At 68.7% G+C, this 14,411-nt stretch carries 19 protein-coding genes; 16 read left to right on the plus strand and 3 right to left on the minus strand.

What is annotated here, in order from left to right; all coding sequences use genetic code 11:
- The 3 genes from gspL to LGM42_RS32385 form a co-directional block, all read left to right on the plus strand.
- The coding region (gene gspL / locus LGM42_RS32375; RefSeq protein WP_226234367.1) for a type II secretion system protein GspL at window positions 1-721 on the plus strand (721 nt) is incomplete at its 5' end.
- Window positions 718-1,224 carry a type II secretion system protein GspM gene (gspM, locus tag LGM42_RS32380; protein ID WP_054928223.1) on the plus strand — a complete coding sequence of 169 codons (507 nt, stop codon included), beginning with the start codon at window positions 718-720 and terminating at the stop codon, window positions 1,222-1,224. The genes gspL and gspM, both read left to right, overlap by 4 nt.
- 36 nt (window positions 1,225-1,260) lie before the next feature.
- The gene (locus LGM42_RS32385) at window positions 1,261-2,049 is read left to right on the plus strand and encodes a type II secretion system protein N (protein WP_059580674.1); all 789 of its coding nucleotides are present in this window, start codon (window positions 1,261-1,263) and stop codon (window positions 2,047-2,049) included.
- A gap of 24 nt (window positions 2,050-2,073) precedes the next feature.
- On the opposite strand, the gene LGM42_RS32390 is transcribed toward LGM42_RS32385, so the two are convergent.
- Both LGM42_RS32390 and LGM42_RS32395 read right to left on the minus strand, forming a co-directional pair.
- Window positions 2,074-3,645, minus strand: a complete 1,572-nt coding sequence (locus LGM42_RS32390) for an efflux transporter outer membrane subunit (protein WP_226234368.1) — start codon at window positions 3,643-3,645, stop codon at window positions 2,074-2,076.
- A gap of 308 nt (window positions 3,646-3,953) precedes the next feature.
- Window positions 3,954-4,238 carry a hypothetical protein gene (locus LGM42_RS32395; RefSeq protein ID WP_059638559.1) on the minus strand — a complete coding sequence of 95 codons (285 nt, stop codon included), beginning with the start codon at window positions 4,236-4,238 and terminating at the stop codon, window positions 3,954-3,956.
- A 174-nt stretch (window positions 4,239-4,412) separates the two neighbouring features.
- Between LGM42_RS32395 and LGM42_RS32400 the strand changes: the two genes are divergently transcribed.
- The 4 genes from LGM42_RS32400 (at window position 4,413) to LGM42_RS32415 (ending at window position 7,380) form a co-directional block, all read left to right on the plus strand.
- Window positions 4,413-4,901, plus strand: a complete 489-nt coding sequence (locus LGM42_RS32400) for a MarR family winged helix-turn-helix transcriptional regulator (protein ID WP_059580411.1) — start codon at window positions 4,413-4,415, stop codon at window positions 4,899-4,901.
- A gap of 177 nt (window positions 4,902-5,078) precedes the next feature.
- The gene (locus tag LGM42_RS32405; RefSeq protein ID WP_059580409.1) at window positions 5,079-6,641 is read left to right on the plus strand and encodes a DHA2 family efflux MFS transporter permease subunit; all 1,563 of its coding nucleotides are present in this window, start codon (window positions 5,079-5,081) and stop codon (window positions 6,639-6,641) included.
- A 107-nt stretch (window positions 6,642-6,748) separates the two neighbouring features.
- A complete protein-coding gene (locus LGM42_RS32410; protein ID WP_060310258.1) occupies window positions 6,749-6,997 on the plus strand; it encodes a type II toxin-antitoxin system Phd/YefM family antitoxin in 249 nt (82 codons plus the stop codon).
- Window positions 6,994-7,380 (plus strand): type II toxin-antitoxin system VapC family toxin, encoded by a 387-nt coding sequence (locus tag LGM42_RS32415; RefSeq protein WP_226234369.1) that lies wholly within the window; start codon window positions 6,994-6,996, stop codon window positions 7,378-7,380. Before LGM42_RS32410 ends, LGM42_RS32415 begins: the two co-directional genes overlap by 4 nt.
- A gap of 23 nt (window positions 7,381-7,403) precedes the next feature.
- Here the strand turns inward: LGM42_RS32415 and LGM42_RS32420 are convergent, their stop codons facing one another.
- Window positions 7,404-8,330: a LysR family transcriptional regulator gene (locus tag LGM42_RS32420; RefSeq protein ID WP_059580406.1), complete on the minus strand. Its 927-nt coding sequence runs from the start codon at window positions 8,328-8,330 to the stop codon at window positions 7,404-7,406.
- Between the two features lie 141 nt (window positions 8,331-8,471).
- Between LGM42_RS32420 and LGM42_RS32425 the strand changes: the two genes are divergently transcribed.
- The 9 genes from LGM42_RS32425 (at window position 8,472) to fliR (ending at window position 14,372) form a co-directional block, all read left to right on the plus strand.
- Complete coding sequence (locus LGM42_RS32425) at window positions 8,472-8,945, plus strand: CidA/LrgA family protein (RefSeq protein ID WP_124864440.1); 474 nt, start codon at window positions 8,472-8,474, stop codon at window positions 8,943-8,945.
- A gap of 13 nt (window positions 8,946-8,958) precedes the next feature.
- Window positions 8,959-9,681 (plus strand): LrgB family protein, encoded by a 723-nt coding sequence (locus tag LGM42_RS32430; RefSeq protein WP_006491274.1) that lies wholly within the window; start codon window positions 8,959-8,961, stop codon window positions 9,679-9,681.
- A gap of 211 nt (window positions 9,682-9,892) precedes the next feature.
- Complete coding sequence (fliL, locus tag LGM42_RS32435; protein ID WP_179231707.1) at window positions 9,893-10,393, plus strand: flagellar basal body-associated protein FliL; 501 nt, start codon at window positions 9,893-9,895, stop codon at window positions 10,391-10,393.
- A 22-nt stretch (window positions 10,394-10,415) separates the two neighbouring features.
- Window positions 10,416-11,414, plus strand: coding sequence for a flagellar motor switch protein FliM (gene fliM / locus LGM42_RS32440; RefSeq protein ID WP_059580399.1), 999 nt, complete (start codon window positions 10,416-10,418; stop codon window positions 11,412-11,414).
- Window positions 11,407-11,910 (plus strand): flagellar motor switch protein FliN, encoded by a 504-nt coding sequence (fliN, locus tag LGM42_RS32445; RefSeq protein WP_059580396.1) that lies wholly within the window; start codon window positions 11,407-11,409, stop codon window positions 11,908-11,910. The genes fliM and fliN overlap by 8 nt, the downstream gene beginning before the upstream one ends.
- Window positions 11,907-12,473, plus strand: coding sequence for a flagellar biosynthetic protein FliO (gene fliO / locus LGM42_RS32450; protein ID WP_226226119.1), 567 nt, complete (start codon window positions 11,907-11,909; stop codon window positions 12,471-12,473). The genes fliN and fliO overlap by 4 nt, the downstream gene beginning before the upstream one ends.
- A 36-nt stretch (window positions 12,474-12,509) precedes the next feature.
- Window positions 12,510-13,271, plus strand: coding sequence for a flagellar type III secretion system pore protein FliP (gene fliP / locus LGM42_RS32455; protein WP_226226120.1), 762 nt, complete (start codon window positions 12,510-12,512; stop codon window positions 13,269-13,271).
- Window positions 13,272-13,288: 17 nt separating this feature from the next.
- Entirely contained in the window at window positions 13,289-13,561 is a 273-nt protein-coding gene (gene fliQ / locus LGM42_RS32460; protein ID WP_006401718.1) for a flagellar biosynthesis protein FliQ, read from the plus strand.
- Between the two features lie 28 nt (window positions 13,562-13,589).
- Window positions 13,590-14,372, plus strand: a complete 783-nt coding sequence (gene fliR, locus LGM42_RS32465; protein ID WP_226234370.1) for a flagellar biosynthetic protein FliR — start codon at window positions 13,590-13,592, stop codon at window positions 14,370-14,372.
- The last annotated feature ends 39 nt before the right edge of the window (window positions 14,373-14,411 follow it).

Consider the following 14,411-nt stretch of genomic DNA (forward strand, 5'->3'; position numbering starts at 1 on the left):
CGGCGCGCTCGGCGAAGGCTTCGCGGCGCCCGCGTCGCGCGCGGCCGGCACGCTGGCCGCGCTCGCGGGCGGCGGCGCCATCGAACTGTACGAACTCGGCGAACCGGGCGCGGAGCCGCGGCTCGCGTCGGTCGGCCGCGCCGACGCGCCGCTGCTGCCGGGCGCCGCGCCGCTGTCGTTCGACACGTTCGCGCGCCGGGCGCTCGCCGAGCCATTCGATCTGTGCCAGTTCGAATTCGAATCGCAGCCGTGGCGCTTCGATCGCGCGACGCTCAAGCGCCTGCGCGTGCCGATCGCGCTGGCCGCGGCGACGCTCGGCGTCGCGGTGATCGGGATGAACCTGCACTGGTGGAAGCTGTCACGCGAGCGCGATGCGCTGTCCGCGCAGATCACCGAGACGCTGTTGTCCGCGTTCCCGAAGACGACCACCGTGCTCGATCCGCCCGCGCAGATGCAGCGCCAGCTCGACCAGCTTCGGCTCGCTGCCGGCGAGCTGTCGCCGAACGATTTCCTCGCGCTGTCGAGCGGCTTGTCGCGCTCGATGGGCGCGTTGCCGCTGAACGGCATCGCGTCGCTCGACTATCACGACCGGCGGCTCGACGTCGGCTTCAAGCCGGAGGTCAAGGTCGATCCCGATTTCGCGCAGCGCCTCGCGCGTAACGGACTGTCCGGCGAAGTCGACAGCAACACGGGCAAATGGACGATCCGGAGCCGCTCATGAAAACCGAACAACTGAACCAGACGCTCGCCCAGTTCTGGGGCGAACGCACGCCGCGCGAGAAGACGCTGCTCGGCTGGGGCGGCGCCGTGCTGGCGGTCGCGATCGCGTATTCGGTGCTGTGGTCGCCCGCGCAGGAAGGCCGCGCGCGGATCCAGCGCGAGCTGCCGGCGATGCGTCACGAACTCGCGCAGATGACCGCGCAGGCGAACGAGGCGAAGTCGCTGGCCGCCGCCGCGCAGGGCGTCGCGCCGACCGGCCTCGCGCTGAAGGATGCACTGACCGCGTCGCTGTCCGATCACGGGCTGCAGGGCGCGCAGGTGCAGATCGTCGGCAATGGCGTGCAGATCCAGATGAAGAACGTGTCGTTCCCGGCGTGGACCCAGTGGCTCGACGATGCGCGCCGGCAATTCAAGGTGCAGGTCGGCGAGGCGCATGCGACGGCGCTGAAGGAGGACGGCCAGGTCGACCTGACGGCCGTGATGCAACCTTCCGTCCAGAAATAGATGACGGCAGTGGATGACGCATACGAAGGCCGGCCGATGCGGCCGTGGGTGAGACGGCTCGTCACCGTATTGCCGTGGGTGCTGGCAGGCGGTCTGGCGACGGCGGTGACGCTCGTCGCGCTCGCGCCGGCCGCATGGATCGCGCCGCAGTTCGCGCGTGCGACCGGCGGCCACGTGAATCTCGTCGATCCGGAAGGCTCGCTGTGGCACGGCTCGGGCACGCTGATGCTCGCGCCGGGCGCCGACCAGAGCGCGGCGACGCTGCTGCCGGGCCGGGTCGAATGGACCACGCGCTTCTGGCCGTTGCTGACCGGGCGCGTGCAGATGCGCATGCGGCAGACCGAAGCGATGCCCGATGCGGTCACGCTCGATGCGACGTGGCGCGGCGCGGTGCTGTCGGCGGGCGCGATGGCGGTGCCGGCGTCGCTGCTCACGGGGCTCGGCACGCCGTTCAACACGCTCGATCTGCAGGGCGACGTGCGGCTCGCCTGGAGCGACTGGCGGCTCATCGGCAGCAACGCGTTCGGCCAGCTGACGGTGACGATCGATTCGATGAGTTCGCGCGTGTCGCGCGTGAAGCCGCTCGGTTCGTACCGCGCGGTATTGCAGGCGAAGGGCGCGGGCGCCGATCTCGACCTGTCGACGACGCAGGGCCCGCTGTTCCTCGACGGGCACGGCAGCTTCGGCCCCGGCCAGGGATCGTTCCGCGGGACCGCGCACGCGGCGCCCGAGCAGCAGGCGAACCTCGCCGGGCTGCTGAACCTGCTCGGCCACCCGATCGGCAACAACCAGGTTTCGCTGATCTTCGGCGACGCGCAGCGCTGAACGCGCGCGTCGCCCGCTTCCCTTCTACTTCTGCGCGAGCGGCGCGGCGGCCGACGGTGCGGTGGCCGCGGGCGCGGCGGCACCGGACGCCGGCAAAGGCGCCGGCGCCGCCATGTCGCCGTTCTCGCGCGCCATCTCCGATACGTTCCAGCCGCCGCCGAGCGCCTTCACGAGCCCGACCGACGACACCATCCGCTGCCCGGCGATCGTCGCGAGCTTCTGCTGCGCGGTGAACGCGGTGGTCTGCGCGGTCAGCACGTTCAGGTACGCGACCGTGCCGGCCTTGTACTGGTTCGTGACGATCGCGAGCGCGTGCTCGGCGCTGTCGACGGCTTGCCGCTGCACGTCGATTTCCTGCGCGAGGATGCGCTGCGACGCGAGGTTGTCCTCCACGTCCTGGAACGCGGTGAGCACCGCGAGACGATAGGCGGCGACGTCCTGGTCGTAGGTCGCGCGCGCGGCGTCGGTCTGCGCGGCGCGCAAGCCCGCGTCGAACAGCGTGGCCGCGAGCTGCGGGCCGACCGTCCAGAAGCGTGCCGGCAGCGTGAACAGCTGCGACCACACCGAACTCTGGAAGCCGCCGCTGGCCGACAGCGTGAGCGTGGGGAAGAACGCCGAGATCGCGACGCCGATCTGCTCGTTCGCGGCCGCCGCGCGGCGCTCGGCCGCCGCGACGTCGGGCCGGCGCTCGAGGATCGTGGACGGCACGTCGACCGGCGTGACCGGCGGCTCGGCCGCGAGCGGGTTCGGCGGCAGCGAGAAGGTCGACGCGGGCTCGCCGATCAGCGTCGCGATCGCATGCTCGTACTGCGCGCGGGCGACGCCGTTGTCGATCTGCGCGGCCTGCGCGCTCTGCAGCTGCGTCTGCGCCTGAATGACGTCCGCGCGCGCGGCGACGCCCTGCGCGTACTGGTTCTGCGTGAGCTGCAGCGACCGTTCGTACGATTTCACGGTGTCGTCGAGCAGCTTTTGCAGCGCATCGGACGTGCGCAACTGGAAATAGGTCTGCGCGAGCAGCGCCTGCTGCGACAGCCGCGCGTTCGCGAGATCGGCCGCGGCGGCCGCTTCGCCGGCGCGCTGCGCGCTGACGGTGCGGCTCACCTTGCCCCATAGATCGGGTTCCCAGCTGGCGTCGAGGCCGACGCTGTAGCTGTTGTTGATCGATCCGGTCGACCCGCTGCCGAAACTCGACGACGAGCCCGACGACAGCGACGTGCGCGGCGTCCGCGCGCGCGAGCCCGATGCGCTCAGCCCGACGGTCGGGAAATACGCGGCGCGCGCCTCGGTGACGAGCGCGCGCGCCTGCCGGTAGGCGGCGGCCGATTGCGCGATGGTCTGGTTCGACGCGTTGAGCTTGCCGATCAGCGCATCGAGCTGCGGATCGTTGTAGACCGTCCACCACGCGCCGCGATCGGCCCGATCGGCGGGCTGCGCGACTTTCCAGCCGGCCGGCGCTTCCTTGAAGGCGGCGGGAATCGACGTGTCGGGCCGGTGATAGTCGGGCCCGACGGCGCAGCCGGCGAGCAGCACGGCCGTCGCAATGGCGACGGCGGCGCTCAGCGGGCGAACGGCGCGCGGGAGGGAAGCGTACGGCATGGTGGTTTTCCTGTCTGGGCGCGACGGCCGGCGAGCGGCGCCGCGCGATGCGGTCATGCGGTGCGGTTGTTGGCCGCTGGCGGACAAATGGTAACTGACGGCGGGAAAGCCGCGCAGCCCTAAGGGTACGGTGGGCGGCGGCCCGGATGTGTTACCGGCGCGGGCGGCCGGTTTACCGGCCATTACGGCCGGCTTGCGGGAAAACGGGCGTGCGAATGGACATCCAACGGACGGCAGCGGTAGCGCGCGACGCGGCCGGCGATCGGGCGGGACAGTGTGGAAAGCGGGCGCGCGGCGGCGTCAGTGTGTCAGTGGCAGCGCACGGGCACCGCGACGGGTTTGGCGGCGGCCGGCCATGTCGACGGCTCCGTCGCGGCCGGCTGGCTCGTGCGGCGGGCGCCGCCCTTCGCGTTGCGCTGCCGGCGATGATCGAACCACGCGAACCCGAGCGCCGCGAGCGAGCCGCCAGGCACGACCAGCATCGTCACGTACAGCGCGATCTTCCAGCCGCGGTGCGGCCCGGAGAACACATGATGAGCGGTATCGGTCAGGTTGCGGCGCAGCGCGCCGGCGGCATTTTTCAGGAACAGCATCGCGAACATCCTCGGGTGCCCGGCAGTGCGGGCCAATCGGTCAGAACATAGTCTCCGGCGGTGCAACATGCACGTCGTAACTGGTTGACTTAAATAATATTGACTAAGCAATCATTTTTCAAGATACTGGGCGCGTTTTAACCCGAAACGCACTATTGCTGCGCGCGCAATCGTATGACCGGCGGCCTCTACGATCCCGAGAACATCGCGCTGGAAACGAGCCTCGGCTATTACCTGTCGAAGGCGAAGCAGGCGCTCGTCGAGCGGATGGATCGCGCGCTCGAGCCGCTCGACCTCACCGCGCAGCAGATCGGCGTGATCCTGCTGCTGTCGCGCGGTTACGCGCGCACGCCGTTCGAACTGTCGCGCAAGATGTCGTACGACAGCGGCTCGATGACGCGCATGCTCGACCGGCTCGAACGCAAGGGGCTGATCGCACGCGCGCGCAGCGAGCAGGACCGCCGGATGATCGAGCTGACGCTGACCGACCGCGGCATCGAAGCCGCCCGCGCGCTGCCGTCGCTCGTCGCGACCGTGCTCAACGCGCAGCTCGAAGGCTTCTCGGCCGACGAACTCGCGACGCTCACCGGCCTGCTGCAACGCTTCATCGCCAACGGGCCCGGTTCGACCGGCTGCCCGAAGCCCGACGAACCCGACTGCTGATGCACGCGGAGCCCCTATGTCGCAGTTAAACATTCGCTTATTTCTCTGTCTGGGCAGAAGATGACAAGGCACCCGCTCCGCTTTTCCCCATTTTCCTTCCACCCGGCCGGGCCGCGCTGCGTCGCGCGTCCGTGCGCTGTGGCGGCGCGTCGCGCGCGCCGCGTCTAGGAGATTCCGATGTCCGCCACCACGGCATCCGCCCCCTCCCCCGCCGCCGAACCCGCGCCGCTGACCGGCGGCGCGCTCGCGCTGCTCACCGTCGGGCTCGCGCTCGGCACCTTCATGGAAGTGCTCGACACGTCGATCGCGAACGTCGCGGTGCCGACCATCTCGGGCAGCCTCGGCGTCGCGACGAGCGAAGGCACGTGGGTGATTTCGTCGTACTCGGTCGCGTCCGCGATCGCGGTGCCGCTCACCGGCTGGCTCGCAAGGCGGGTCGGCGAAGTGCGCCTCTTCACGCTGTCGGTGCTCGCGTTCACGATCGCGTCGGCGCTGTGCGGCCTCGCGTCGAACTTCGAGACGCTGATCGCGTTCCGATTGCTGCAGGGTCTCGTGTCGGGGCCGATGGTGCCGCTGTCGCAGACGATCCTGATGCGCAGCTACCCGCCGGCGAAACGCGGGCTCGCGCTCGGGCTATGGGCGATGACGGTGATCGTCGCGCCGATCTTCGGCCCGTTGCTGGGCGGCTGGATCAGCGACAACTACACGTGGCCGTGGATCTTCTACATCAACCTGCCGATCGGCGTGTTCTCGGCGACCTGCGCGTACTTCCTGCTGCGCGGCCGCGAGACGAAGACGACGAAGCAGCGGATCGACGCGATCGGCCTCGCGCTGCTCGTGATCGGCGTGTCGTGCCTGCAGATGATGCTCGACCTCGGCAAGGACCGCGACTGGTTCAACTCGTCGTTCATCGTCGCGCTCGCGCTGATCGCGGTCGTGTCGCTCGCGTTCATGCTCGTGTGGGAGGCGACGGAGAAGGAGCCGGTGGTCGACCTCACGCTCTTCAAGGACCGCAACTTCGCGCTCGGCGCGCTGATCATCTCGTTCGGCTTCATGGCGTTCTTCGGCTCGGTCGTGATCTTCCCGCTGTGGCTGCAGACGGTGATGGGCTACACGGCCGGCAAGGCCGGTCTCGCGACCGCGCCGGTCGGGCTGCTCGCGCTCGTGCTGTCGCCGCTGATCGGCCGCAACATGCACCGGCTCGACCTGCGGATGGTCGCGAGCTTCGCGTTCATCGTGTTCGCGGGCGTGTCGCTGTGGAACGCGACGTTCACGCTCGACGTGCCGTTCAACCACGTGATCCTGCCGCGGCTCGTGCAGGGCATCGGCGTCGCGTGCTTCTTCGTGCCGATGACGACGATCACGCTGTCGAGCATCTCCGACGAGCGGCTCGCGAGCGCGTCGGGGCTGTCGAACTTCCTGCGCACGCTGTCCGGCGCGATCGGCACCGCGGCCAGTTCGACGTTCTGGGAGAACGACGCGATCTACCATCATGCGCGGCTGTCGGAATCGGTGAGCGTCTACGCGCAGAACACGACCGACTACCAGGGCGCGCTCGCGCAGCTCGGCATCGTCGGGCAGACGGCCAATGCGCAACTCAACCAGCTCGTCACGCAGCAGGGTTTCATGATGGCGACCAACGACTTCTTCCACCTGTCGGCGGGCGTGTTCATCGCGCTCGCGGCGCTCGTGTGGATCACGAAGCCGAAGAAGGGCGCGGGGCCGGCGATGGGGCATTGAGGGCCAGGCACGGCCAGCCCAGTGTCCGGGCACTGCCGGTCTTGCGGGCATGTCCCGTATGAACTAAGCTAATCTATCGATTGAACTTAGTTTATGTGAGGGATGCCATGCAGACCTATAACATGCATGACGCGAAGACGAACCTGTCGCGTCTGATCGACGAGGCAGTTCACGCGGGCGAACCATTCGTGATCGCGAAGGCCGGCAAGCCGCTCGTCAAGGTTGTGCCGATCGATGCGCCCGAGGCGCCCCGGCCGACGCGGATCGGCTTCATGAAGGGGCAGATCGTGGTGCCGGCCGACTTCGACGCGATGGGTGACGAGGCCATCCGGAAGCTGTTCGAGGGCGACGCGTGAAACTGCTGCTCGACACGCACCTGATTCTTTGGGCGGCAGCGGACGCGACCGAATTGCCGGATCGTGCCCGTGCGCTCATCGAGGATCCCGCCTGTACACTGTTGTTCAGCGTCGCAAGCCTCTGGGAGATCGTGATCAAGCGCGGGCTCGATCGCGACGATTTTCAGGTCGATCCGCACGTGCTGCGTCGCAATCTGCTCGACGCCGGCTACGTCGAATTGCCGATCACGAGCGCACATGTTCTCGCAGTCGAACAGCTCCCTGCGGTGCATCGCGATCCGTTCGATCGGCTCCTGATTGCTCAGGCGATTTCGGAAGGCATCACGCTGCTCACGCACGACCCTACGGTTGCCCGGTATCCGGGCCCGATTCGGTACGTCTGATCGCGCCGAGCCGGGGTGGGCCCTCACTCCCGCGCCCGTAATCCCCCGAACGCCAGATCGTCGGCCGGCGCGAGCGGCAGCGTCGCCCGAGCGACGTCGAGCCACGCGCGCGCCGCGTGCGACAGGTAGCCCTTCTTCAGCCAGCCGAGCGCGATCGCCCACGTGATTTCCGGCTCGACGATCGGCCGGCACGTGAACTGGCCCGCGTCGAGCCGCCGGCAATACGGCTCGGGCAGCAGCGCGATGCCGACACCCGCATGCACGAGCGCGGCCATGAAATCCCAGTGGCCGCTGCGGCTCACGATCGACGGCGTGAAGCCGGCCTGCCGGCACGCATCGAGCACCGCGTCGTGCAGCGCGAGGCTTTCCGCATAGAACACGAACGATTCGCGCGCGAGATCCGCGAGCGGCACGGCCGTGTGATCCTCCCAGCGCGACTCGCGCGGCGCGACGAGCCACAGCGGCGCGCGCACCATCGGCAGCCGCTCGAACGTGCCGGGATCGACCGGCTCCAGCAGCCCGCCGAGCTCCAGCTCGCCCGACGTCAGCGCGGCCTCGATCATCCGCGCGCCCTGCTCGAACAGCTTCAGCTCGATGTTCGGGTAGCGCTGCTTGTACGCGGCGATGATCGGCGTGAACAGCGAGCCGCCGAGCGGCGGAATGCCGATCGTCAGCTCGCCGCGCCCGAGCGTGCCGAGATCGTTCAGCTCCGACTGCAGCTGCGCCTGCGCGGCGAGCACGTCCTGGCCGCGCTGGAACACGATCCGTCCGGCGTCGGTCAGCACCATCTGCCGGCCGTCGCGCAGCAGCAGCGGCGAACCGATCTCGTCTTCGAGCGCCTTCACCATCTTGCTGATGGTCGGCTGCGTGACGAACAGCCTGTCGGCCGCCGCGGTGAAGCTCTGCTGGCGAACCACCTCGACGAAGTACCGCAGCGCGCGCAATTCCATCGATCACTCCCCAGATTGGTGCAACCACGTCAAAACGAATTCCGGATTGGAATGATAAGGATAGAGACAAGTCATTTTATTTATGGTTAGGGGAAACCCTATACTGACGCCATCGACAGAAACATCCGTATGGAGCCCGCCATGAACCAGCCGACCGCCACTGCCGCCGCCCGCCCCGCCGCTTCGGGCAGCCTCGCGCACACGGGCCGGATCGTGCTGCAGGCCGCCGCGCTCGGCGTGCTGTGGATGGCGGTCGACTGGGCCGTGCGCAAGGTCGGGCTGCCGATTCCGTCCGGCGTGATCGGCCTCGCGGTGCTCCTCGTGCTGCTGTTCTCGGGCCGCGTCGCACCGGCGTGGGTGAAGGACGGCGCGAACTGGCTGCTGTCCGACATGCTGCTGTTCTTCGTGCCGGCCGCCGTCGCGGCCGTGCAGTACGGCGGGCTGTTCCGCGAGGACGGCTGGCGCATCGCGCTGGTGATGCTCGCCGGCACCGCGTTCGTGATGGTCGCGGTGGCCGTCGCGGTCGATCTCGCCGCGAAGCTCGAACGCCGGCTCGCCGCACAACGCGTGTTCGCCGAGCGCCGCCGCGCGCGCCTGGGCGCCGTCGCCCACTGAGCCGGAGCCTTCCATGCTCGCCGCGCTATCGAACCTGCCCGCCGACCGCGTGAATACCGCGATCTCCGTCGGCTGCTTCGTGCTGACGGTCGTGCTGTATTTCGCGTCGAAGCGGCTCTACGCGTACAAAAAGACGCTGCTGTTCTCGCCGCTCGTGTTCGTGCCGGGCGTGCTGGTGCTGCTCGTGCTGCTGACCGGCATCCCGTATTCGGTCTACTTCCGCGACACGCGCTGGCTGATGTGGCTGCTCGGCCCGGCGACGATCGCGTTCGCGGTGCCGATCTACGACTATCGCGACCTGATTCGCCGGCACTGGCTGTCGTTGTCGGTCGGCGTCGCGGTCGGGATCGCCGCGGGCGTGTGCGGGTCGCTGCTGCTCGCGAAGCTGCTGCATCTGTCGCCCGAGCTGCAGCGCTCGCTGATGACGCGTTCGGTGTCGACGCCGTTCGCGCTCGCCGTGTCGGACAAGATCCACGCGCCGAAGGACCTCACCGCCCTCTTCGTGATCGCGACCGGCATCTGCGGAATGCTGCTCGGCGAGCTCGTGCTCGCGCTCGTGCCGATGCGCACGCGGCTCGCGCGCGGTGCGCTGTTCGGCGCGGCCGCCCATGGCGTGGGCACCGCGAAGGCACGCGAGATCGGCAGCGAGGAAGGCGTCGTGTCGAGCCTGACGATGATGATCGCGGGCGTCGCGATGGTGCTGATCGCGCCGCTGCTCACGCTGCTGCCGATCTGACGCCCGACGGGCAGGCGCCGCCGCCTGCCCTTTTTTCTGCGCGGCCGGTTCCGCCCCGCTGGGCCGCCTGCGCCGCCGTTCCCCCCTGCATCGAGCCGGCGCCGCGCCGACCATCGGCTGAGATAGCCGCAATTCCCCCCTCTTTTCCGCCCATCGGCCTCGGCCCGGATGCCGAACAATGCATGCTACGAGACATCACGCACGCATTCACATGGCCACGACCGCAACCCCGACCGCCGACAAGCCGGCTTCATCCGGCAAGTTCAAGCGCATCGCGCTCATCGCCGTCATCGCGCTGGGCGCGGCCGCCGCCGCCGCCGGCGGCATGTACGTGTTCCTGGGCAAGGCAGGCGTCGGCCACGCGAGCGCGCCCGCCGAGCCGGCGCCGCTTGCCGCGCCGGTGTTTTTCCCGCTCGACCCGATGACGGTGAACCTGCAGTCCGACGACGGCGTGCAGCACTACCTGCGCGTGGGCCTGTCGCTGAAGCTCACCGACCCGAAGGCGCAGGAGCAACTGACCGCGCGGATGCCGGAAATCCGCAGCCGGATCCTGCTCGCGCTGTCGAACAAGCATCCCGAGGAGCTCGCGACGCCGGACGGCAAACGTTCGCTCGCGAACGAGCTGCGGGAGCTGATCGCGCAGCCGACGCAGCCGGGCAACCAGCGCGCGAAGGTCGACGAGGTGCTGTTCACCGAATTCGTCGTCCAGTAACGCGGCCGCGAAAGGAGCGCGTATGGGTCACCAGGAGTTCATGTCCCAGGAGGAGGTCGATGCCCTCCTCAAGGGCGTCACGGGCGAAACCGATGCGGTCGACGAGCAGCGCGACACGTCGGGCGTCCGTCCCTACAACATCGCGACGCAGGAGCGAATCGTCCGCGGCCGGATGCCCGGCCTCGAGATCATCAACGACCGCTTCGCGCGCCTGTTGCGGATCGGCATCTTCAACTTCATGCGACGCACGGCGGAAATCTCCGTCAGCCAGGTGAAGGTGCAGAAGTACAGCGAATTCACCCGCAACCTGCCGATCCCGACGAACCTGAATCTGGTGCACGTGAAGCCGCTGCGCGGCACGTCGCTGTTCGTGTTCGACCCGAACCTCGTGTTCTTCGTCGTCGACAACCTGTTCGGCGGCGACGGGCGCTTTCACACGCGTGTCGAGGGCCGCGATTTCACGGCCACCGAGCAGCGGATCATCGGCAAGCTGCTGAACCTCGTGTTCGAGCACTACACGACCGCTTGGAAGAGCGTGCGGCCGCTGCAGTTCGAATTCGTGCGCTCGGAGATGCACACGCAGTTCGCGAACGTCGCGACGCCGAACGAGATCGTGATCGTCACGCAGTTCTCGATCGAGTTCGGGCCGACGGGCGGCACGCTGCACATCTGCATGCCGTACTCGATGGTCGAGCCGATCCGCGACGTGCTCAGCTCGCCGATCCAGGGCGAGGCGCTCGAAGTCGACCGCCGCTGGGTGCGCGTGCTGTCGCAGCAGGTGCAGGCCGCCGAGGTCGAGCTGACCGCGAATCTCGCCGAGATCTCGGCGACGTTCGAGAAGATCCTGAACCTGCGCGCGGGCGACGTGCTGCCGCTCGAGATCGAGGACACGATCACCGCGAAGGTCGACGGCGTGCCGGTGATGGAATGCGGCTACGGAATTTTCAATGGTCAATATGCGTTGCGCGTGCAGAAGATGATCGGCGCGAGCGATTCGATGAAGGAAGGTGGATATGAGTGAGCTGAACCAGACGCCCGACGACGACATGCAGGCGATGGCCGATGCGGCCCTCGCGGCATCGGCCGCCGCGGCATCGGCCGCCGACGCGAAGGCGCCGGCCGCGGCCGACGAAGAGCAGGGCCTCGACGACTGGGCGGCCGCGCTCGCCGAGCAGAACCAGCAGCCGGTGCCGGCCGGGGCGACGGGCGCCGGCGTGTTCCAGCCGCTGTCGAAGGCCGCGGCGAGCTCGACGCACAACGACATCGAGATGATCCTCGACATCCCGGTCAAGATGACCGTGGAACTCGGCCGCACGAAGATCGCGATCCGCAACCTGCTGCAGCTTGCGCAGGGGTCGGTCGTCGAGCTCGACGGCATGGCCGGCGAGCCGATGGACGTGCTCGTGAACGGCTGCCTGATCGCGCAGGGCGAAGTCGTGGTCGTCAACGACAAGTTCGGTATTCGCCTGACCGACATCATCACGCCGGCCGAACGTATCCGTAAGCTGAATCGATGAACGTCGTGAAGCCAGGCCGCCGCGGGTGCCGCGCGATGGCGGCGGTGCTTGCCGTCGCCGCGTCGCTCGCGTGCGCGCCGGCCGGCGCCGCCGACATGAACGCGGTGAACCACGCCGGTTCGATCGCGTCGAGCGTGACGGTCGGTTCGGCCGTGCCGTCGCTCGGCATCGGCGCGGTGCTGCAGACGCTCGTCGGGCTCGCGGTCGTGATCGGCCTCGTGTTCGCGTGCGCATGGCTCGCGCGCCGCTTCGGCTTCCAGCCCGCGCGGCGCGGCGGCCCGCTGAAGGTCGTGTCGAGCGTCGGGCTCGGCGCGAAGGAAAGCGCGACGATCGTCGAGATCGGCGACACCTGGCTCGTGCTCGGCGTCGCGCCGGGCAACGTGCGCCTGCTGCATACGCTGCCGGCCGGTTCGGTGGCCGCAGTCGCGGGCCCGGCCGCGTCCGACGCGTCCGCCGGCGGCGCTTCGCCCGGCGCCGGCCTGCCCGGCACGTTCGGCTCACGGTTTCGCGACGCGCTCGCGGGCGAAGCCGCGAAACGCCTCGGGCGCGGCAAGGACCGCTGACATGGCGCCGCGCCCTCTTTCCGACTTCGCATTCCGATGAAACACGCCTTCCTGCGGCACACCGCGCGCGTCGCGCCCGTGCTGATCCTCTGTCTCGCCCCTGCGCTCGCGTATGCGCAGGCGAACGGCCTGCCCGCGTTCAACGCGAGCCCGGGCCCGCACGGCGGCACCACCTATTCGCTGAGCGTGCAGACGATGCTGCTGCTCACGATGCTGTCGTTCCTGCCGGCGATGCTGCTGATGATGACGAGCTTCACGCGGATCATCATCGTGCTGTCGCTGCTGCGCCAGGCGCTCGGCACCGCGACGACGCCGCCGAACCAGGTGCTCGTCGGCCTCGCGATGTTCCTCACGTTCTTCGTGATGTCGCCGGTGCTCGACCGCGCGTACAACGACGGCTACAAGCCGTTCTCCGACGGCTCGATGCCGATGGAGCAGGCGGTGCAGCGCGGCGTCGCGCCGTTCAAGACCTTCATGCTGAAGCAGACCCGCGAGACCGATCTCGCGCTGTTCGCGAAGATCTCGAAGGCCGCGCCGATGCAGGGCCCCGAGGACGTGCCGCTGTCGCTGCTGGTGCCCGCGTTCGTCACGAGCGAGCTGAAGACCGGCTTCCAGATCGGCTTCACGGTCTTCATCCCGTTCCTGATCATCGACATGGTCGTCGCGAGCGTGCTGATGTCGATGGGGATGATGATGGTGTCGCCGTCCACCGTATCGCTGCCGTTCAAGCTGATGCTGTTCGTGCTGGTCGACGGCTGGCAGTTGCTGATCGGCTCGCTCGCGCAGAGCTTCACGTAAGCGGAGGAACACGCGCGATGACGCCCGAACAAGTGATGACGCTGGCGCACCAGGCGATGATGGTCGGCCTGCTGCTCGCGGCCCCGCTGCTGCTGGTCGCGCTCGCGGTCGGCCTCGTCGTGAGCCTGTTCCAGGCCGCGACGCAGATCAACGAGGCGACGCTGTCGTTCATCCCGAAGCTGCTCGCGGTGGCCGCGACGCTCGTGATCGCCGGCCCGTGGATGCTGACGACGATGCTCGACTACCTGCGGCAGACGCTGCTGCACGTCGCGACGCTCGGCGCCGGCTGAGCCGCGCGTTCGCCTGCCTTTTCCCGCGATGTTCTCGGTCACCTACGCGCAGCTCAACGGCTGGCTGACCGCCTTCCTGTGGCCGTTCGTGCGGATGCTCGCACTCGTCGCGACGGCGCCGATGGTCGGCCACGCGGCGGTGCCCGTGCGCGTGAAGATCGGCCTGGCAGCGTTCATGGCGCTGGTCGTCGCGCCGACGCTCGGTGCGATGCCGGACGTCACCGTGTTCTCCGCGCCGGGCATCTGGATCCTCGTCACGCAGTTCCTGATCGGCGTCGCGATGGGTTTCACGATGCAGCTCGTGTTCGCGGCCGTCGAAGCGGCCGGCGACTTCATCGGGCTGTCGATGGGGCTCGGCTTCGCGACCTTCTTCGATCCGCATTCGAACGGCGCGACGCCCGCGATGGGCCGATTCCTGAACGCGGTCGCGATGCTCGCGTTCCTCGCCGTGGACGGCCACCTGCAGGTATTCGCCGCGCTCGCCGCGTCGTTCCAGTCGCTGCCGGTGTCGGCCGACCTGCTGCACGCGCCGGGCTGGCGCACGCTCGCCGCGTTCGGCGCGACCGTGTTCGAGATGGGGCTGCTGCTGTCGCTGCCGGTGGTCGTGGCGCTGCTGATCGCGAACCTCGCGCTCGGCATCCTGAACCGCGCGGCGCCGCAGATCGGCATGTACCAGATCGGCTTTCCCGTCACGCTGATCGTCGGGTTGCTGCTCGTGCAACTGATGATCCCGAACCTCGTGCCGTTCGTGTCGCACCTGTTCGACATGGGGGTCGATGCGATGGGGCGGGTGCTGATCGGGTGGCGGTAGGCGCCCTGTCGACCGACGTCGATGCTCTTTCGCGTCATT

This window comes from Burkholderia sp. AU39826 (assembly GCF_020419965.1).
GTDB lineage: Bacteria > Pseudomonadota > Gammaproteobacteria > Burkholderiales > Burkholderiaceae > Burkholderia > Burkholderia semiarida.